The 19,470-nt window shown below is 42.0% G+C and carries 17 protein-coding genes and 2 pseudogenes; 14 read left to right on the top strand and 5 right to left on the bottom strand.

Features of this window, described 5'->3' with window-relative positions; genetic code table 11:
• The first annotated feature begins 86 nt into the window (after positions 1-86).
• The 12 genes and pseudogenes from D8785_RS06540 to D8785_RS06480 all read left to right on the top strand — a co-directional run bounded on the left by D8785_RS06540 (position 87) and on the right by D8785_RS06480 (position 12,103).
• Positions 87-974 carry a DUF4300 family protein gene (locus D8785_RS06540; RefSeq protein ID WP_125374878.1) on the top strand — a complete coding sequence of 296 codons (888 nt, stop codon included), beginning with the start codon at positions 87-89 and terminating at the stop codon, positions 972-974.
• 298 nt (positions 975-1,272) lie between these two features.
• A complete protein-coding gene (locus D8785_RS06530; protein ID WP_125374877.1) occupies positions 1,273-1,662 on the top strand; it encodes a hypothetical protein in 390 nt (129 codons plus the stop codon).
• Between the two features lie 52 nt (positions 1,663-1,714).
• Positions 1,715-2,566, top strand: coding sequence for a CbrC family protein (locus tag D8785_RS06525; RefSeq protein WP_125374876.1), 852 nt, complete (start codon positions 1,715-1,717; stop codon positions 2,564-2,566).
• 41 nt (positions 2,567-2,607) lie between these two features.
• A pseudogene (locus D8785_RS06520) lies at positions 2,608-3,355 on the top strand (CPBP family intramembrane glutamic endopeptidase).
• A 150-nt stretch (positions 3,356-3,505) separates the two neighbouring features.
• Positions 3,506-4,945, top strand: coding sequence for a helix-turn-helix domain-containing protein (locus D8785_RS06515; RefSeq protein WP_125374875.1), 1,440 nt, complete (start codon positions 3,506-3,508; stop codon positions 4,943-4,945).
• Positions 4,946-5,186: 241 nt separating this feature from the next.
• Positions 5,187-6,695 carry a glycerol kinase GlpK gene (gene glpK, locus D8785_RS06510; RefSeq protein ID WP_125374874.1) on the top strand — a complete coding sequence of 503 codons (1,509 nt, stop codon included), beginning with the start codon at positions 5,187-5,189 and terminating at the stop codon, positions 6,693-6,695.
• A gap of 33 nt (positions 6,696-6,728) precedes the next feature.
• On the top strand, positions 6,729-8,555 hold the full coding sequence (glpO, locus tag D8785_RS06505) for a type 1 glycerol-3-phosphate oxidase (RefSeq protein ID WP_125374873.1): 1,827 nt from the start codon (positions 6,729-6,731) through the stop codon (positions 8,553-8,555).
• A 69-nt stretch (positions 8,556-8,624) separates the two neighbouring features.
• The gene (locus D8785_RS06500; protein ID WP_048716194.1) at positions 8,625-9,326 is read left to right on the top strand and encodes an MIP/aquaporin family protein; all 702 of its coding nucleotides are present in this window, start codon (positions 8,625-8,627) and stop codon (positions 9,324-9,326) included.
• 324 nt (positions 9,327-9,650) lie between these two features.
• Positions 9,651-9,848: pseudogene (locus tag D8785_RS06495) on the top strand (SDR family oxidoreductase); the annotation flags it as partial.
• 172 nt (positions 9,849-10,020) lie between these two features.
• Positions 10,021-10,623: a hypothetical protein gene (locus tag D8785_RS06490; RefSeq protein WP_125374872.1), complete on the top strand. Its 603-nt coding sequence runs from the start codon at positions 10,021-10,023 to the stop codon at positions 10,621-10,623.
• Positions 10,624-10,732: 109 nt separating this feature from the next.
• Complete coding sequence (locus D8785_RS06485) at positions 10,733-11,368, top strand: copper homeostasis protein CutC (protein ID WP_125374871.1); 636 nt, start codon at positions 10,733-10,735, stop codon at positions 11,366-11,368.
• A gap of 75 nt (positions 11,369-11,443) precedes the next feature.
• Entirely contained in the window at positions 11,444-12,103 is a 660-nt protein-coding gene (locus D8785_RS06480) for an MmcQ/YjbR family DNA-binding protein (protein ID WP_125374870.1), read from the top strand.
• 243 nt (positions 12,104-12,346) lie between these two features.
• On the opposite strand, the gene D8785_RS06475 is transcribed toward D8785_RS06480, so the two are convergent.
• From D8785_RS06475 to D8785_RS06455, 4 genes are all read right to left on the bottom strand, one after another.
• Positions 12,347-13,009: a hypothetical protein gene (locus D8785_RS06475; protein ID WP_125374869.1), complete on the bottom strand. Its 663-nt coding sequence runs from the start codon at positions 13,007-13,009 to the stop codon at positions 12,347-12,349.
• Positions 13,010-13,147: 138 nt separating this feature from the next.
• Entirely contained in the window at positions 13,148-14,416 is a 1,269-nt protein-coding gene (locus D8785_RS06470; protein ID WP_125374868.1) for an aminotransferase-like domain-containing protein, read from the bottom strand.
• Positions 14,417-14,656: 240 nt separating this feature from the next.
• Positions 14,657-15,304 carry a PAQR family membrane homeostasis protein TrhA gene (gene trhA / locus D8785_RS06460; protein ID WP_125374867.1) on the bottom strand — a complete coding sequence of 216 codons (648 nt, stop codon included), beginning with the start codon at positions 15,302-15,304 and terminating at the stop codon, positions 14,657-14,659.
• On the bottom strand, positions 15,291-15,746 hold the full coding sequence (locus D8785_RS06455; RefSeq protein WP_125374866.1) for a DUF1836 domain-containing protein: 456 nt from the start codon (positions 15,744-15,746) through the stop codon (positions 15,291-15,293). The genes trhA and D8785_RS06455 overlap by 14 nt, the downstream gene beginning before the upstream one ends.
• Positions 15,747-15,844: 98 nt before the next feature.
• Between D8785_RS06455 and yaaA the strand changes: the two genes are divergently transcribed.
• Positions 15,845-16,573: a peroxide stress protein YaaA gene (gene yaaA / locus D8785_RS06450; RefSeq protein WP_125374865.1), complete on the top strand. Its 729-nt coding sequence runs from the start codon at positions 15,845-15,847 to the stop codon at positions 16,571-16,573.
• Between the two features lie 557 nt (positions 16,574-17,130).
• Here yaaA and D8785_RS06445 read toward each other — a convergent pair.
• Positions 17,131-17,577: a MarR family winged helix-turn-helix transcriptional regulator gene (locus D8785_RS06445; protein ID WP_125374864.1), complete on the bottom strand. Its 447-nt coding sequence runs from the start codon at positions 17,575-17,577 to the stop codon at positions 17,131-17,133.
• 299 nt (positions 17,578-17,876) lie between these two features.
• Here D8785_RS06445 and D8785_RS06440 point away from each other — a divergent pair, with 299 nt between their 5' ends.
• Positions 17,877-19,055 (top strand): pyridoxal phosphate-dependent aminotransferase, encoded by a 1,179-nt coding sequence (locus D8785_RS06440; RefSeq protein WP_125374863.1) that lies wholly within the window; start codon positions 17,877-17,879, stop codon positions 19,053-19,055.
• Positions 19,056-19,470: the final 415 nt, after the last annotated feature.

Raw genomic sequence — 19,470 nt, 5'->3', positions numbered from 1 at the left:
CTATAATATAGGAGAAGGAGATTCAATAGGAAAAAGAAATGAATCATGTTACAAAACATCTTAGTATATAGAAAAGGAACCAGTTTATGAAACCATCTAAAAAAATCATGCTTCTTACTAGGTGTGTCTTGGCGATCTTTGCTTTAGCGGCTTGTGGGACCAACGAAAAGCAAGCCAAGGAAACGCAGGAAAGCACCACTGTTCAGCAATCCAGCTCAGACAAGGAGCACTACAAGGGAACTTACAGCAACCTCAATAGCAGGGAAAGTGTCGAAGAAGTACGGACTCTCTTGTCTGCTTATTTGGATCAGGAAAGTGTCGACAAGTTTCTGGGGCTAGTAACGGACTATGATAACATCGTCGGCTCTGTTGGCTTGACGGGCAACTTTAGCACCTTCAAAAAGACGGAATACGATGTGGAGAAGATTAGTGACTTGTGGACCAAGCAGAAGGGCAATTTCGTCGGGACCAACTGTCGGATCAATAGTTATACCTTGCTGAAGAACCGCATCGAGATTCCTAAGATGAAAGCTGATAGTGAGCTCTTGTTCGTGGACAATGATGCGATTGACAAGGGGAAGGTCTTCGATGATGCAGACAAGGAAGCCTTTAACATTCTGTATTCACGGGTTCCAACAGAGGCTACAACGGATGTCAAGGTTCACGCCAAGAAGATGGAGGAATATTTTTCTCATTTCAAATTCAATGAAAATGCCCGCATGCTTTCTGTCATCGTTCATGATAACTTAGATGGCAACACGCTTTTTGTCGGCCACGTTGGTGTCTTGGTTCCTGCCAAGGACGGCTATCTCTTTGTCGAAAAGCTAACCTTTGAAGAACCCTACCAAGCCATCAAGTTTGCGACCAAGGAAGATGTCTACAAATACTTGGAGACCAAATACCAGGATTACACAGGTGAAGGTCTAGCCAAGCCCTTTATCATGGACAATGAAAAGTGGGTTGAAACCAAATAAAATATCCAGCTAGTTAAGTTTGATGAAGACTCCATCTAAGGAAAGGACCTACAGATTAATAAAAAACTCGTCTATTTCGCTCTTGCCCTTCTTCTTATTGGTTTTTTACTGGTAGAATCAAGTATGTATATCCTACCCTATATTGAAGGATTTAAAGAATTAGAGCTTGCTGTTTTTATAATTGGAATTCTTCTCCTAGTGGGAGTTATCGTCTTATTAGAAAAGTTGAAGGAGCATACTGATTAAGGCCGATCAGTGATTGTGTGCTTTATTGAAAATTTGTGTAGGGAGTAATGAAATGTCTATTTTAGGATCTGGACCAGTATTATTAGGTATTGTTTTTATTGGGATCTTCAGCATTACTTTATTCGTTCGTCGGTGGATTTCTAGTCGACGTAGTGGAGGTTCATTTTTTTCACCTTACCACATTTCGAATGGCATCTTCTATATCCATGTTGCTTTGTGCTTCAGTCGGCGAATGATCCCATTGAAAGAGATCAAGCAGATAAGCTACTGGTTGCTCCGTGGTCGCGCTGGGGGTGGGAGTCGCTATGCTTTCTATATCGAACTCAGAAATGGAAAGACCATTCCCTTCTTTTTTGGAAAAAGCAAAAGAAATGAAGCACTGGTTGATAGGCTTAAACGAAATGCTGGTAAGTATGGGTTTAAAGTACATTTTCAACGCTAGAATAAATGAAACTAGCTTTTAATTCTTTGAAAAAACGAAAGTGAGCAATTCTATGAACGATTCTATGAAAGAATATATCCACTTAAAAAAACAGTTCCAAGCGCAAGATAAGGATTCATCCAGCGTACTAGCTCTCTATGAATTTTCGGATCGGCTGGCCTTACTGGAAACTCTAGAAGCTAAGCAGGTCTTGGTCGATGTCTACCAAGAGTTGGGATTGTATGCCAGTGCTTATACTCTCTTTTTGGGTCTTGTCGACAAGTCAGATCGCAAGCAAGTTAAGAAACTTTTCACCTTAGAAAAGATGAGTCATAGTCATGGAGATCGCTTTGCGCTCCCTCGACCTTTGACCGAAAAAGAAAAAGAGGCTCATAAGGAGAAGGTCAGAGACTTACCGGCCTTTCGCTATCACCCGGATCCACTAGCGACTGGCGCCTTTAAGGAAGGGGAGTCCAAAACCTGTCCTTCGTGTGGGGTAGACCACACCATCTATTATGCTTTGAGACCCTATTGTGTGGAAGAGCTAAGGAATCTCTGTCCAAATTGTATCTCTACTGGTCGTGCTGCCCAAAAGTTTGAAGCAGAGTTTATCCAAGATGCAGAGTGGCAAAGGGTCATGGATAAGGAAAAAGACCGGGTCCTCTTCTGTCAAACTCCAGGCTATAGTAGCTGGCAAGGCGAAAATTGGCTCTCCTGCTGCCAAGATTATTGTGCTTATTTGGGAACTGTGGGCACTCGTGAACTGGAAGAGATGGGGATTGCGGAGCAAGTTTTGGAAGAATATGAGGCGCGTGGTGAGTTTCAAGATGTAGCTGACTACCTAGTCAAGGATGGTGACATGTGTGGCTATCTCTTTCGATGCTTGCATTGTGAACAATACCATTTGTGGGTCGATGCGGATTAGGGTACAATCTATCTGATTGATTATCCCGTTAAGGAGAAAAAATGAGCAAATTTATTTCAAAACAATCAGTCGCTATCTGGTATGCACTGACGGCATCCTTGCTACTTTTCTAGTAGGGCAAGTTGTCCTATGGTTTTTCCCAGATGGAAGGAGTTTGGGAGGCTCTTTGCTTTTCATCCTGATGAATTTGATTCCCATGATAACGGCTATTTGCTTTTCTATCGTTTTAGGTGAAACGAAATCCCTTGGAGAATTTTTTAAACAAACTTTTCTACAGCAAGAGAGCACCAAGACTTGGTCTCTAACTTTGCTGGTCCCAGCCATCTATTACGGGGTATCCATCCTACTTATGAATGTTAGTTTTACTGGGAACTCCCTCTTGGCCTTCTTCCTATATTTCCCCTGGACCTTTTTATATGGAGGTCTGGAAGAAGTTGGCTGGCGTTGGTTTTTACAGGATCATCTTTACTTTAGTAAGAACTTTATCACTAAAATGATGGTTCTTTCTCTTGTCTGGTTCCTCTGGCATATCCCTATCTACCAACTCCCTTGGATTACAGCAGGTTCGTCTAACTATCTCATCTTTACCTGATGATTTTAGGGAATACCTTCCTATTTGGAGCTCTCAAGGAGTACTCGAAAGGAGCTGTTCCCTGTATCCTCGCTCATATGCTGATCGATAGTCTGGCTGTTCTCATGCTGGTTCAGAGTTCACTCACTCAGATTATTCTTCTGGTTATTTTTGAAATTCTATTAGCCTCTTGGCTAGTGGCCATACGAAAATCATAAAATAGCTTTCAATCTCTCATCCAATTTCGGTGAGAGGTTTTATAATTTAGAGATTGGTAATTTTTAGATGGAACTGATAAGCATTAAATTTCGACTTTCGTAATTTTTGTGTTATGCTAAAACTAATAAAAATGGAAGGGTTTTCTGAAAATGCATTTAGCTGATTTAATGGAAAAAAGTGAGGGTGGGCAGTTTTTAATCTTGTCTCATCTGCAGCAACATTCTCCAAGTAGTCTGTCAGAAGTGATGGCTGAGACGGAATTTTCCAAAGCAACCTTGAACAAATATCTTGCACTGATCAATGACAAGGCTCAAGAGAATCAGCTGGCCCTCTCTATTGAGCTAGAAGATGAAAATCTTCGACTTCTTATAGGTTCGGATACCAAGGGGCGAGACATTCGTCGGGCTTTTTTGGACAATGCCATCAAGTACCAACTATTGATCTATTTGCTTTATCATGGTCAATTTCAAGCTCAACAATTAGCGCAGGAGCTCTTGATTAGTGAAGCCACACTAGGGCGTCATATTTCGGGCTTAAACAAATTATTAGCTGAGTTTCAATTTTCCATCCAGAATGGGCGCCTCAAGGGGCCTGAACATAAAATTCGTTATTTTTATTTTTGCTTGCTACGAAAAGTCTGGGCTAGTGCAGACTGGAAACAAGAACTGGACAGGAAAGAAAGACAAAGCGAAATTGCAACCTTAGAAGAACTCTGTGGTGCCCAGTTGTCTCAAGGTCAACGCTTGGATTTTGTTCTCTGGTCCCATATTACCCAGCAACGACTCAAGGTCAATGCATGTCAGTTTCAAGAAATTGAACAGAAGATGAAGGGCTATACGAACAACATTTTTTACCAACGTTTGTTTTGTCGGGTAAACCATCTCTTTTCTGGGAAACACATCGCTCTAAGCCATGAAGATGGAGAGATGTTAGTCCTCTTTGCTTTCCTTATCACCCATCGGATCCTCCCGCTTCATACTATGGAGTACATCCTAGGCTTTGGGGGAGAGATTGGTAATTTGACAACGCAACTCATTCAAGAGATGAAAACGCAGAAGTTATTAGGGGATTATATCGAAGGGCCTGTGACCTATGAATTAAGCCAAATTTGTGGACAGGTCTATCTTTTTACAGGCTACCTTCTTCAAGACAAGTATAAGTACCAACTTGAAACCCACAATCCCTATGTCTTTAGTAGTCATGATTATAGAGAAGTAGCAGATACTATCTTTAGTAAACTTCCCATCTTTTGCCAAGGGACAGCTCTGGATAAAAAAATCAAGTGGGAGTGGCTCCAATTAATGGAGTATATCGCAGAAAATAGTGGGAGACAAATTAAGATCGGTCTAGACTTAACAGTGGGCTATCTAGGCTATATACGGATGACTGAAACCCTCAAGCGCTACCTAGAGTACAATCGTTTTATTACCATTGAAGCCTTTGATCCATCTTCAACTTACGATTTGATCGTGACCAATAATCCGATTAGTCTTACCCAGCGGATTCCTGTCTATTATTTGAAATATGACCTAGATCTGATCGATCTGGCCCACATTCGCCAGATGATCTATGGGGAAAGCAATACCTAGTATGGCATAAGAAGAAGACTTGCGTCTTCTTTTTTTGATGGAAATTACTGAAATTTGTCTGAAAATTTAATATAACAGAGGTGTGGAAATCTCTTCTGGCTCAAGCGATTGAAGCCTTGCTACTCAAATTTTTTAAAATTCTTAAAAAAATTGATGATCATGAAAGCGGTTTATTTTGTATACTAGAGATTGTAAGGAGTACGTCTCCTAAAGAATATTTCTTTTCCCAGGAGGACAGTTCATGTCACAAGAAAAATACATTATGGCCATTGACCAAGGTACAACAAGTTCTAGAGCCATCATTTTCAATAAAAAAGGAGAAAAAGTAAGCTCTAGCCAAAAAGAGTTCACGCAAATTTTCCCTCAAGCTGGATGGGTTGAACACAATCCAAATGAAATCTGGAACTCTGTTCAGTCTGTTATCGCTGGTGCCTTTATCGAAAGTGGCATCAAACCTGGACAAATCGAAGCCATCGGAATTACCAACCAACGGGAAACAACTGTTGTTTGGGATAAGAATACTGGCCTTCCAATTTACAATGCCATTGTTTGGCAGTCTCGCCAAACAGCTCCTTTAGCTGAACAGCTTAAGAGCCAAGGCCATGTCGAAAAATTCCACCAAAAAACAGGTTTGGTGATCGATGCCTACTTCTCAGCAACTAAGATTCGCTGGATCTTGGACCATGTAGAAGGAGCACAAGAACGGGCTGAAAAAGGAGAATTGCTTTTCGGAACCATCGATACTTGGTTGGTTTGGAAGTTGACAGACGGAGCTTCTCACGTAACAGACTATTCAAACGCTGCTCGTACCATGCTCTACAATATCAAAGACCTAAAATGGGACGATGAGATCTTGGAAATCCTCAATATTCCTAAGGTTATGCTTCCTGAAGTTCGCTCAAACTCTGAAATCTATGGAAAGACAGCTCCTTTCCATTTCTACGGTGGACAAGTGCCAATCTCAGGTATGGCGGGTGACCAACAAGCAGCTCTCTTTGGACAGTTAGCCTTTGAAGCTGGTATGGTCAAAAATACTTACGGTACTGGATCATTCATCATCATGAATACAGGTGAAGAGATGCAGTTATCTGAAAATAACTTGCTGACTACTATCGGTTACGGAATCAATGGTAAAGTTTACTACGCTTTGGAAGGTTCCATCTTTATCGCGGGTAGTGCCATTCAATGGCTTCGTGATGGTCTTCGCATGGTGGAAAACTCACCTGAATCTGAAAAATATGCTCGTGATTCTCACAACAATGATGAAGTCTATGTGGTACCAGCCTTCACAGGTCTAGGAGCACCATACTGGAATCAAAATGCACGTGGTTCTGTCTTTGGTTTGACTCGTGGAACCACTAAGGAAGATTTTATCAAGGCGACTCTTCAATCTATCGCTTACCAAGTACGGGATATCATTGATACCATGCAGGTCGATGCCAAGACCGCCATCCAAGTGCTTAAGGTAGACGGTGGTGCTGCCATGAACAACTTCTTGATGCAGTTCCAAGCAGATATCCTCGGTATTGATATTGCTCGTGCGAAAAACTTGGAAACTACAGCCTTGGGGGCAGCTTTCTTAGCAGGATTGTCAGTAGGCTATTGGAAAAACCTAGATGAATTGAAAGAACTCAATGCTACTGGTGAACTCTTTGAGCCTTCTATGAACGAATCGCGTAAAGAACAACTCTACAAAGGATGGAAGAAAGCCGTTAAAGCCACTCAACTCTTTGCAGAAATTGAAGACTAGTCCATTCTCCGAAAGAATAGAAAGTGAAGAATTATGGAATTTTCAAAGAAAACACGTGAATTATCGATTAAGAAAATGCAAGAACGCACCCTGGATCTTTTGATTATCGGGGGTGGGATCACAGGTGCTGGGGTAGCCCTCCAGGCAGCAGCCAGTGGTCTTGAAACTGGTTTGATCGAAATGCAGGACTTTGCGGAAGGAACCTCTAGCCGTTCAACAAAATTGGTCCACGGTGGACTTCGCTACCTCAAACAATTTGACGTAGAAGTGGTATCAGATACGGTATCAGAACGTGCTGTAGTGCAACAAATTGCTCCTCATATTCCAAAACCAGACCCAATGCTTTTACCAGTATATGATGAAGATGGGGCAACTTTCAGCCTCTTCCGTCTCAAGGTAGCTATGGACCTCTATGACCTCTTGGCAGGTGTCAGCAATACACCAGCTGCCAACAAGGTCTTGACCAAAGAAGAAGTGTTGGATCGGGAGCCTGAGTTGAAACAAGAAGGTCTTGTTGGTGGCGGGGTTTACCTAGACTTCCGTAACAACGATGCTCGATTGGTGATTGAAAATATCAAACGTGCCAACCAAGATGGGGCCCTCATTGCCAACCACGTAAAAGCAGAAGGATTCCTCTTTGATGAATCTGGTAAGATTACAGGTGTAGTAGCGCGTGATCTCTTGACTGATCAAGTCTTTGAAATCAAGGCACGTTTGGTGATTAATACAACTGGACCTTGGAGCGATAAAGTGCGTAATCTCTCAAATAATGGAGAGCAGCATTCACAAATGCGTCCAACCAAGGGTGTTCACTTGGTCGTAGATTCAAGCAAGATCAAAGTTTCTCAACCAGTCTACTTTGATACTGGTCTTGGAGACGGTCGTATGGTCTTCGTCTTGCCACGTGAAAACAAAACTTACTTCGGAACGACTGACACGGACTACACTGGCGACTTAGAGCATCCAAAAGTAACTCAAGAAGATGTCGAATACTTGTTGGGAATCGTGAATAACCGCTTCCCAGAAGCTCACATCACCATCGATGATATCGAAAGTAGCTGGGCTGGTCTTCGTCCCTTGATCTCAGGAAACAGTGCTTCTGATTACAATGGTGGTAACAACGGCACTATCAGTGATGAGAGCTTTAATGCGTTGATTGCAACAGTTGAAGGCTATCTTTCTAAAGAAAAATCGCGTGAAGATGTTGAATTTGCAATTAGCCACTTGGAAGGCAGCACATCTGAAAAACACTTGGACCCATCTGCTGTTTCTCGTGGATCAAGCCTCGATCGCGATGACAATGGTCTCCTTACTCTTGCTGGTGGGAAGATTACAGACTACCGCAAGATGGCCGAAGGAGCTATGGAGCGTGTCTTGACCATTCTTAAGGAAGAGTTCGACCGTCAGTTTAAGCTCATCAATTCGAAGACCTACCCAGTATCCGGTGGAGAAATTAACCCAACGAATGTGGATGCTGAAATCGAAGCCTTTGCTCAACTTGGAGTGTCTCGTGGCTTGGATAGCAAGGAAGCTCACTACCTAGCTAACCTATACGGTTCTAATGCACCTAAGGTCTTCGCCCTTGCTCATAGCGTGGAACAAGCACCTGGATTGAGCCTAGCAGATACCTTGTCACTTCACTACGCAATGCGCAATGAATTAGCACTCAGCCCAGTTGATTTCCTCCTTCGTCGGACTAATCACATGCTCTTCATGCGCGATAGCTTAGATGCGGTTATCGAACCTGTTTTGGATGAAATGGGTCGCTTCTATGAATGGTCAGAAGAAGAAAAAGCAGGCTACCGTCAAGACTTGCAAGTTGCTTTGGAAAACAACGACTTAGCATCATTAAAAAATTAAGAAAACAAAAAAGGGGTTGGAAAGAAGAATGTCTAACCGGCCCCTCTTTATAATGGAGAAATAAATCATATGAAAGAATTATTTGGTGAATTTTTAGGGACTTTGATCCTCATTCTTTTGGGAAATGGAGTTGTAGCAGGAGTGGTTCTTCCAAAAACGAAAAGCCACAACTCAGGTTGGATCGTCATTACTCTTGGTTGGGGGATTGCGGTTGCAGTGGCAGCCTTTATCTCTGGTAAGTTAAGTCCAGCTCATTTGAATCCCGCGGTGACAATTGGTGTTGCTCTTAATGGTGGACTAGCTTGGGCATCTGTGATTCCTTATATCATTGCTCAATTTGCCGGAGCCATGGTAGGGCAAGTCCTTGTCTGGCTACAGTTCAAACCTCATTACTTGGCAGAAGAAAATCCTGGAAATATCCTTGCAACCTTCAGTACAGGTCCAGCTATCAAAGACACTACTTCCAATCTAATCAGTGAAATCCTTGGAACCTTTGTTTTGCTATTAACCATCTTTGCACTTGGTCTTTATGACCTTCAAGCAGGACTTGGTACTTTTGCCGTTGGTACCTTGATTGTAGGGATTGGTTTGTCTCTCGGTGGAACTACAGGCTACGCTCTCAACCCAGCTCGTGACCTAGGACCTCGTATCATGCATAGCCTTCTGCCTATTCCTAATAAAGGAGATGGTGACTGGGGTTACGCTTGGATTCCAGTAGTTGGTCCAATCATCGGTGCAGTACTTGCAGTAGCAGTCTTTAAAATGTTTTAAAAATAGAAAGAACCTTCATTAGAAGGTTCTCTTAAATAATCATAATAGCCTTATTAAGGTTAGAGGGGGCTTTTAAAGCGCTAGCTTAGAACAAGCTATAAGAAATGTAAAAGGCGATGAAGAAAATAATGATTGCAATAATGTATTGAACTGGCTTTGGTAAGTTATTCAATTTATCCATGAATTCTTTCATTGTTTGATCTCCTTAATGTTTGATACTCTTATGATTAGTGTAGCATGAAACAACCCTCAAAACAATAGGTAAAATAAGTGTTTTTGTCAAAATAATACTCCCGGTTATTCATCAGTTATCTTATTCCATTAAATGTCGCTCATGAAGTTGGTAAGAACGCAGGTAAAGACGACGAATGGGGTATGCAAACTTTTGCTAAAGATATCACTCTGAATCGTCTATCTGAACAAGAAGATGTCGCTGCAGCGGTTAGCTTCCTTGCTGGTCCTGATTCAAACTACATCACAGGCCAAACCATCATCGTGGATGGTGGAATGCAATTCCATTAAGATGAAGCAAGAGGTTGGGACATAGTTCCTCCTCTTTTTTATGTGTATCTTATTCCTCTTGGTCGCTTTTTTTGAGAAATTAGGGTAGAATAGAAAACATATTTTGAAAAAGAATTAATCAATATCAAAAGAAAGATCTCTATTTTTTATAAAATTGAAATGAGGTGACCATATGTGGAAATGGATGAAACGACTCATCGGACTGACCTTCCTCCTAATGATAGTCTTAGTAATTATCTTGATTCCAGCAAAAGTTTCGACTCAGGAACAATTTAAAAATGTGACAGTGAACACTTCGCTGGTAGATCTGGCTCAAGAAGGCCTCTCTACAGCAGACCTGACAGCTTCAGGGCTCCAAACAGAACTGCAGCTCAATTCTCCTCAATTGCGCCAAGTAATTAAATCCATGGCAGGGGAAATGACGGATGAAACCCTCCTCAGTACAGCGGTATCTATGAATGGAAACTATATCAACATTCAAGTTCCAATTGAATTAGGACTGGTTGAAACCATGGTGAGTATGGACTTTACAACGAGTGTGACGGATCAGAAATTGACCTTGAACTTAGAACGGGCTCGACTAGGTCATCTCCCGATTCCACGTGCCTTGGTTGCTTCGAAAATTTCCGAAAAAGTTAACCAAGAAGGAACAGGAGCTACTATGACAGGGAATCAAATCCAACTGACCATGCCGACAAGTGGCTACCATATCCATTCTGCCAAGGTCGAAAAAGGGAACATGCTTCTACAGATTATCGTTCCAATTTCCTATTAAGAATCAACCATTGGTTTCTGATGAGGCCGATGGTTTTTCTAATTGACAAAGCCTCGAAAAAAGAGTAAGGTAGAACAAGAAACCGATTTCAAATACAGGGAGATTTAGGATGCCACTTTATGAATTTTGTGCAGAGAACATAACTCTGTTAGAGAAGGCTTTTCAAGCAGGAGCACGTCGTGTAGAATTATGTGATAACTTAGCGGTTGGAGGTACGACTCCAAGCTATGCTGTGATTAAAGAAGCTGTTCGAATTGCTAAAGACTATCAGGCCGAGGTGATCGTCATGATCCGTCCGCGAGGAGGAGACTTCGTTTATTCTCAGCAAGAGCTAGACATCATGTTAGAAGACTGGAGAGTTGCTCGTGACTTGGGTGTTGATGGCTTGGCTGTTGGAGTCTTATCTTCAGACAATCAGCTGGATAAAGCCGCTATGCTTGCTTTCATCGAAGCCAGCCAGGGATTCGAGTTGACCATGCATATGGCATTTGACCAGATTCCTTTAGAAGATCAAGCGTCGACGATCGAGTGGATGAAGAAAGAGGGCGTGACGCGACTATTAACGAGAGCTGGAAGCCCAGATACCAATTTAGACCAACGTTTGGAACGCTACGAAGAGTATGCTCAGTTAGCGGATGGCCAGTTAGAAATCTTGGCAGGTGGTGGTATCTCCTTGGAGAATCGTCAGCTCTTTCTTGATGTCTCAGGGGTGGATCAGGTCCATGGAACCCGCGTTGTCTTTTAGATCCATATGAGTTGAGGAAAATTCTCAGCTCTTTTTTCTTCGTTTTTGGTATACTGGAAGAGAAGGAGTAGACCAGTGTTTTTACCAGATTATTTTGAGAAATATAGTATAGATGAAGAAAAAGCCCTTGCTTATGGGTTTTCAAAGCAGGGAGAGAAGTTTCACTATCAACAACTAATCCTAGATGGAGATTTCAAGCTCTATGTGACTGTTCAAGGGGAAGAAATTCATTTTTGGCTAGTGGATCAAGAGACAGGCGACGACTATGTGCAATTGCATATGGACCAGATGGTAGGTCAATATGTGGGTCAAGTTAGAGAAGCTTGTCAGCAGGTCTTAGAAGACATCAGAAGCTTCTGTTTTGCTGTCAAAGACTTTCTATACCCTCAGACCAAGCGCTTGGTGGATTGGATCAGCCAGCAATATGGCCGGCCTATCGAATACCTCTGGGACCGCAAACCAGACTCAGGTGTCTTTCGTCATCAAAGAGATCTCAAATGGTTTGGTGTCTTGATCAAGATTGACTGGTCCAAGCTAGAAGCCAGGCAAGAGGGGGAGATTGAGGTTCTAAATCTTAAACTGGACCATGTCAGCCAACTCTTAGAAGAGCTACCTTTCTATCCAGCCTATCATATGAACAAGAAATACTGGATCAGCATCCCCTTGGATGGACGAGTAGAGGACGATCTACTCTTTGAGCTTGTAGGGAAGAGTTGGACCTTGACCAAGAAGTAAGGGGTTAACCCAACTCATAAGTAAAAGTGAATGAAAAATAAAAGAGGCTGGGACAAAAGTCCTAGCCTCTCAATTGTCTTTGGATTGTCGAGCAAGACGCAGTGGTTGAGTGGGTTCTACTACGCTGATTTCATGAGCTTTTACAGCCCTAATCAACCGAGCGGAGGTGGGACGACGAAATCGAATTCTAACGAATGACCGATTTCTGTCCCACTCTCTTTTTATCGTTAAGAATTTCCTATCCTATTGTTCTTTGGTCAATGAGAAATGGAAATCTTTGTAATTATTATAGTCGAAATCTGTGTTGATATCAGTAGTGAAGGCTATTGGAGTATAATATCCTTCCTCTAGGATAAATCCTGGTTTGAAACGGAAATTTGCAACTCCTAAACCGGTAATACCGGGAAGTAGTGCATCTGCACCATTTAGTCCCTCTGAATCCCAGTAATAAACATTCCCAGATGCTTGAATAGCTCTTGCAGTATAGGTAGCTGTGCGGGTTGGTTCACTATCATTTTTAAAGCTAACAACAGTTGTAATATCACCATTGGCTTCAACAGTCATTTTGATGCTATCTGCTTGAGGACTAGATCCTACCCAAGTACCGACAAGATCTGCAGGAACGATAGTTTGATCAGTTGAAGCGGTATCTCCCGCCTTACTTGTTTCAGATGAAGTGGGTGTATTGCTTACCTGACTTGAAGAATCGCTCCCTTCTTTTGTCTGAGAAGAAGAAACTGTCGTTTTCTTGTTTAAACTAGCTTTTGGTTTTTTCTCAACTTTTGCGCTAGAAGCTTTTTCGGATGAAGCAGTAGTTTTTGCTTTTGTGCCACATCCTCCCAAAGCAAGTCCAAGTGATGCAGCCGCAAGAGAGGCTGCAGTCCAACGAATAATAGATCGTTTCATAAGATCACCTCTATATCTTTCTGACTTAGATTATACTCTTATTGTTACAGATGTCGAGTTTTTTGTAATAAACGAAATATTTTTGTAACATAGTTTTATATATAAAAATAAATCATAAGATGACCGGCTGAGAATACTTCACAGATATGCCTGGATTTTTCCCAATACTTCTTCCAATTTGTCCTGATCAATACGAGCAAAGGCATAGGGACAAGTTTGGATATAGGCTGGTTCAAAGAAGCGAAGGGGAAGTCCACTGTGTTTTAGACGTGCAATCGAAGAAACTTGTCTCAAATCTAGCAAGACTCCTCCAATGACAGGCCAAGCGGGAATGGGGAGAGAATGTTGATAGAGAAGAGAAGTAGCCTGCTCTGTTTGGATGGCTTGCTGTTGGTGAAGGAGTCCTTTATTTTTGGCAAACATGCCATTGTCAATATAGAGACTCAAGGCCTTCTGCATGACCAAGTTACTTTCGTAGTCAAGCGTTCCCTTCAATTTTAAGACAGGGGCAAGGAGGCCTTGGGGCAGGACCATAGAAGTGATCCGAAGGGCAGAGAAGAGGCTGGTCGAAAAAGACTTGATGTAGATGACTCGGTCGGATGCATCAAGGTAATGAAAGCTAGGAGAAAAATGTGGATCATAATCCCCCAAGTAATCGTCTTCGACAATATAGACATCATAAAGCTTTGCTAAGGCTAATATCTGTTCCTTCTCTTGCTTGCTATAACTATGTCCCAGCGGGTAATGGTGGCGTGGAATGGTATAGAAAAATTTGATCTTGCCGGTTTTAAAGATCGTTTCCAATTGATCAAAGTCAATTCCTTTGGGTGAACGACTAATACTTTGGTAAGGCAAGTCCTGATCTTTGATGAGCTTATTGATACGATAGTAGGTTGGCTGCTCTACTAAGATTTCTTCTTTTTGGTTCGGAAAGGCTACCTGGCTTAGGAGGTAGAGAGCTTGCTGGGTCCCTGAGGTAATAATGATTTGTTGCTCTTGAGTGTATATCGCATCTTCTCGAAGGAGAGAAGCAATAGACTGACGGAGGTCGACTAAGCCTTCCTGTTTTTCATAGTAGTTGAAGAGGTAATTATCACGGCCGACAAGGGTTTCGTTGATACAAGTCCGGAAGTCTTCAAAGGCCTGGAAACGGTCCTCCTTGAGACGTAGAGGCAGGTCGGTATGCTTCACTGTCTCTTCCTCCAAGACATAGTAGCCACTTTGGGGCTTGGCATAGATGTAGTTTTTATAGCTGAGCTCAAGTAAGGCACGCTGGACAGTGTCCTTGCTACAGACATACTGACTGGCCAGTTGGCGAACAGAAGGCAGGCGGTCTCCAGTTTTTAGGATTCCTTGGTCAATCTGGTTTTTTAACATTGTAATAATCTTTTGGTATTTGGTCGTCATAACTGTCCCCGTACAATTTTTCTTTATTGTAGTCAATTGGAGGTAAAAAAGCAAGTAAAAGAGAGTGGGACAGAAATCGGTCATTCGTTAGAATTCGATTTCGTTGTCCCACCTCCGCACAGTTGAGTAGGGCTGTATAAGCCGATGAAATCAGCGTAGTAGAGCCCACTCAACCACTGCGTCTTGCTCGACAATCCAAAGAAAATTGAGAGGCTAGGACTTTTGTCCCAGCCTCGTGTCTTACATGACATACACAATCGCAATATATTGCAGAGCAGAAGCAGCTAGGATGAAGAGATGCCAAATCATATGGAAATAAGGTTTCTTTTTGGCGTAAAATCCAGCTCCAACCGTGTAGCATAGGCCACCCATCAGCATTAAGCCCCAGAAAGTTGGACTTGTCTGGCTGATGATCTGAGGGATGATAAAAATCACCAACCAACCCATAATCAAATAGAGAGCTAGGCTGAATTTTTCATTCACCTTCTTAGCAAAAATCTTGTAGAGAATCCCAAAGATGGTCGTCCCCCATTGAATCAGAATAATGGCATAACCAAACCAGTTATTCATGAGAGAAAGAACGACAGGCGTATAGCTTCCTGCAATAGCAATATAGATCATGGAGTGATCGATAATTCGAAGGACGTACTTCTGAGGAGAGTCATAGGCCATGGCATGGTAGATGGTCGATGAGAGAAACATGAGAAAGAGACTGATGACAAAAATCGAAGTCCCGATAGCTGCAAGGGTTCCGTGTGTTTCATAGCTATAGATGGCAGAAGTTGGTAGAAGAAAGAGCATCAAAACGGCACCGACTGCATGGGTGACACTATTTGCGACTTCCTCACCAAAAGACAGGCGCTTACTTAATTTACTAGCATAATTCACTTACATTTTCCTCCTCTGAACGAACATGGATATAGGATAGGGTTTCTTGATAGAGCAGAACAGTACGACAGGCAGATTCGATAATTGGTGCCAAAGGTTCCTTTTCCTCATGTAGAAAGTCTACAAAACTATTATAGAGCTCTGCGGAATCGGCTTGCTTCTGCAAGAGATTCAAAGTTGCTGCAATCTCCTGGATGGAAAAGACTGTTTTTAAGGTCGTAATAGCAATGAGGCGTGCGACCTGTTGTTTTTTGTATTTCTTCTTATCTGGTTTTGGCAAGTAGCCGTGTTTGACATAGTTATTAACCATGGAGGCCGTCAAGCCCTTGTCTGTTTCGGTAATAAAAGGCGAACAGACTTTATTAACATAGAGGAGGACTTGGTCCAGATAGAGGTCAATCTCTGGAATCTCCTCCCACTTCGGATAGTTGTAGTTAAACAAAATAGTTATTACCTCTTTAATATCTAGTTTCGATAACTAGATGATAGCATGAAGGCGATTTTATGTCAAGTGAAAATGAAATATGGTACAATAACACTATGAAACTATTAATTCCAACCGCAAAAGAAATGAATCTGGATACTCCTCAAAGATCTGGGAATCCTGTATCGAGTGAAACTCAAGAGGTTATTCATGCCTTAGCTGCATTATCTCTAGAAGAGTTAGCCTCTCTCTATAAGATTTCAGAAGAGCGAGCAAGCGAAGAGGAGCAACGGATTCAGGCGCTCCTGTCTGGATCGGCTTCGACCTACCCTGCTTTGAGGCTCTTCGACGGCCTCATGTATCGGAATATCCGCCGGACAGACTGGACAGAAGCAGAAGAAGCTTACGTAAAAGAACACCTCTTGATCACCTCAGCTCTTTATGGGGTGATTCCAGCCCTTGCTACGATTGCTCCCCATCGTTTGGACTTTCTAATGAAGCTCAAGGTCCAGGGGAAATCCTTAAAGGCTTTTTGGAAGGCCAGCTATGATCAAGCCCTTCAGGATGAAGACCTCATTATTTCTTTACTTTCTAGTGAGTTTGAGACAGTCTTTTCTAAAGAGATTCAAGATCGGATGGTGACCTTTAAATTCCTTGAAGAAAAGAACGGTCAGTTAAAGGTTCATTCGACCATATCTAAGAAAGCGCGTGGGGCTTTTGTGACAGCTTTACTAGAGAAGCAGGTCACGACAGTTGAAGACATGAAGCAGCTAACCTTTAATGGCTTTGCATACCAGTCTGAGTTATCGACTGAAAAACAATTAGTCTTTGTGAAATATGAGTAAAATAGAAGGTACTAGTCATTGTTGGCTAGTACCTAAAAATGTGTTCAAACTATTTTTTACATAATATAGCTATATGATTTAAATAAACGAACTTATTTAAGTTGTTTAGTCATAGCTAAAACTTTCCGCCGTGAGAAAAGTGCCTGAAACAATTATGTTTCAGGCACCCGGAATTATTGAGAGTAAAACAGTTTGGGTAACTGTTTTAGCCTGAGCCAAGAAATTAAAGAGCGAAGAGGCTCAATACAAATTGAACACGGGCTGCGGATTGTGTCAAAAAGATAAGTCTTCCTAGAATCTAAAGATTCTGCGTCAAACTTCCTATTTTGACTTTACCCGCAGACGCCCTTTGTATCTTGTTTTAGTCATGGAACTTTGAAGAAGTTCGCTGGTGTCCGAACTCACCTAAGGAAAGTTTTTAAGAGGACCTTACCTCTAATCTCATGTACTAGTCAACAGTGACTAGTACATTTTGTTTTTGAGAATCAAAAAGCTGTGTTCCTAGCTCGCTACTAAAGGAAGTTGGCGATGAACACAGCTGAAGGAATGGATAGAATTTAGTGGGAGCCCTTTAACTTCTTCAGAAGAGTTTGCAGTTGTTTGTGCTCTTCTTCGCTAAAGACACTCATGACTTTTTGAACATTTCGGATATGATCAGGAAGAACTTCGATAATTTTTTTACGGCCCTTTTCTGTCAAAGAAACAATACAGGCACGACGGTCGTCTGGATCGGTTTCGCGCTTTATCCATCCATCACGAACCATATTTCGAATTACGACGGTCATATTTCCAGAGGTCGCTAAAATACTGTCAATCAGGTTTTGGATACGGAGATCCCCCTTACTGTACAAGGTTTCCAAAACGGAAAACTGAGTAGGGGTCAACTGATGATCCTTAAAGACATGGGACTCTGTTGCACGAAAAGTCCGTTCCGCCTTGTGAAAGACAATCATGGTTTTTAATTCTGTTTGGGCTTCTTCAAATAGTTTCTCTAAATTCTTCATACTATCATTTTAGCAATAAATAGTATTAGACGCTATTAAGCCTTAATATCAAATAGATTACAGGTGGGTGACAAGGTAAGGGAATTATGAACAGAAGAAATCGGTCTGTTAACTTTAATCTCAAATTATTTTCCCGTCGAATAGTAAGAAGTAGTAAAGTTTCTTTGCAAGCCCTAGTAAAATCTTGCTCCAAGTCAGATGTATGGTGTATAATATAGGTATTGTAGCCAGTTTCTGGTTGAATCTAAGTCTAAGTCGGATAGATCCGATACGGGTCCCAGGTAGAAAGTAGGTAAGGTATGAAAATTTCAGATCGTGTTTTAAAAATGGAGGAAAGTGTTACTCTAGCAAGTGACGCCAAAGCGAAAAAACTAAAGGCAGAAGGGAAAGATGTCCTCTTCCTAACCTTGGGCCAGCCTGACTTTCACACTCCTGAGAACATTCAAGATGCTGCAGTCGAAGCCATTCGAGATGGGCATGCTTCCTTTTATACGGTTGCTTCCGGTTTGCCTGCATTAAAGGCTGCAGTCAATACCTATTTCGAACGCTACTATGGATATTCAGTAGCTCCAAACCAAGTTACCTTCGCGACAGGTGCTAAGTTCTCACTTTATACCTTCTTTATGGCTGTGGTCGATCCTGGCGATGAAGTGCTCATTCCGACCCCCTACTGGGTTAGTTACGGGGACCAAGTTCTGATGGCAGAAGGTGTTCCTGTTTATGTGAAAGGAACTCAAGCCAATAACTTTAAAGTCACAGTGGAGCAATTAGAAGAGGCTAGAACAGAAAAGACTAAGGTTTTGGTTTTGAACTCACCATCTAATCCGACTGGAATGATTTATAGCAAAGAAGAACTCTTAGCAATTGGAAATTGGGCTGTAGAGCATGATATTCTTATCCTTGCAGATGATATCTATGGTCGCCTGGTTTATAACGGGAATGAGTTCGTTCCAATCTCAAGCTTATCCGAAGCTATCCGCAAACAAACGATTGTGATTAATGGAGTTTCTAAAGCCTATGCCATGACTGGTTGGCGGGTTGGCTATGCGGTTGGTGACCCAGAAATCATCGCAGCCATGAGTAAATTGACTGGTCAGACAACTTCGAACCTGACAGCTGTTTCACAGTACGCAACAATCGAAGCTCTAACTGGTCCGCAAGACTCAGTAGAAGTGATGCGTCAAGCCTTTGAGGAACGCTTGAATACTATTTATCCTCTCCTTTGTGAAGTTCCTGGCTTTGATGTAATCAAGCCCCAGGGAGCCTTCTATCTCTTCCCTAATGTCACAAAAGCCATGGAGATGAAGGGCTATTCAGATGTGACAGAGTTTGCAACTGCTATTCTGGAAGAAGTAGGGGTTGCCCTTATTACAGGTGCTGGATTTGGAGCTCCAGAAAATGTCCGTCTTAGCTATGCTACTGACCTGGAGACTCTAAAGGAAGCTGTTCGTCGCTTGCATCAATTTATGGAAAATTAAAAGAAAAGAGGCTGGGACAAAAGTCCTAGCCTCTCAATTGTCTTTGGATTGTCGAGCAAGACGCAGTGGTTGAGTGGGCTCTATTACGCTGATTTCACAGCTTTTACAGCCCTACTCAACTGTGCGGAGGTGGGACGACGAAATCGAATTCTAACGAATTACCGATTTCTGTCCCACTCTCTTCTTTATTGACTTATAAGTAATCAACAGAAAGAAATGTGCTTCCTTTTTTCACAGGTACACGGGTCTTAGCCCCATTGTTTCCTTCCCAAAATGTCTGCTATAAAGGGGTAAACTTGCAAGATTTTCCTTTGAATAATCAAAATATAGGATGAAATATTTAAATCGGTTCAAGAATTTGAGAAAGTTGATTTACTTTTTTTAAAAAAAGTCTGTTTTCGTTAAAAAAGCCGGA

Origin of the sequence: Streptococcus australis, from assembly GCF_003943615.1 — a bacterium.
Classification (GTDB): domain Bacteria; phylum Bacillota; class Bacilli; order Lactobacillales; family Streptococcaceae; genus Streptococcus; species Streptococcus australis_C.
The sequence above is the reverse complement of the archived record's forward strand: the minus strand, read 5'-3'. Positions and strand labels throughout refer to the sequence as shown.

Bases quoted from the DNA above. Each gene is read 5' to 3' on its own strand.
- D8785_RS06540 (WP_125374878.1), top strand. From the start codon at position 87: ATGAAACCATCTAAAAAAATCATGCTTCTTACTAGGTGTGTCTTGGCG.
- D8785_RS06530 (WP_125374877.1), top strand. From the start codon at position 1,273: ATGTCTATTTTAGGATCTGGACCAGTATTATTAGGTATTGTTTTTATT.
- D8785_RS06525 (WP_125374876.1), top strand. From the start codon at position 1,715: ATGAACGATTCTATGAAAGAATATATCCACTTAAAAAAACAGTTCCAA.
- D8785_RS06515 (WP_125374875.1), top strand. From the start codon at position 3,506: ATGCATTTAGCTGATTTAATGGAAAAAAGTGAGGGTGGGCAGTTTTTA.
- glpK (WP_125374874.1), top strand. From the start codon at position 5,187: ATGTCACAAGAAAAATACATTATGGCCATTGACCAAGGTACAACAAGT.
- glpO (WP_125374873.1), top strand. From the start codon at position 6,729: ATGGAATTTTCAAAGAAAACACGTGAATTATCGATTAAGAAAATGCAA.
- D8785_RS06500 (WP_048716194.1), top strand. From the start codon at position 8,625: ATGAAAGAATTATTTGGTGAATTTTTAGGGACTTTGATCCTCATTCTT.
- D8785_RS06490 (WP_125374872.1), top strand. From the start codon at position 10,021: ATGTGGAAATGGATGAAACGACTCATCGGACTGACCTTCCTCCTAATG.
- D8785_RS06485 (WP_125374871.1), top strand. From the start codon at position 10,733: ATGCCACTTTATGAATTTTGTGCAGAGAACATAACTCTGTTAGAGAAG.
- D8785_RS06475 (WP_125374869.1), bottom strand. From the start codon at position 13,009: ATGAAACGATCTATTATTCGTTGGACTGCAGCCTCTCTTGCGGCTGCA.
- D8785_RS06470 (WP_125374868.1), bottom strand. From the start codon at position 14,416: ATGACGACCAAATACCAAAAGATTATTACAATGTTAAAAAACCAGATT.
- yaaA (WP_125374865.1), top strand. From the start codon at position 15,845: ATGAAACTATTAATTCCAACCGCAAAAGAAATGAATCTGGATACTCCT.
- D8785_RS06445 (WP_125374864.1), bottom strand. From the start codon at position 17,577: ATGAAGAATTTAGAGAAACTATTTGAAGAAGCCCAAACAGAATTAAAA.
- D8785_RS06440 (WP_125374863.1), top strand. From the start codon at position 17,877: ATGAAAATTTCAGATCGTGTTTTAAAAATGGAGGAAAGTGTTACTCTA.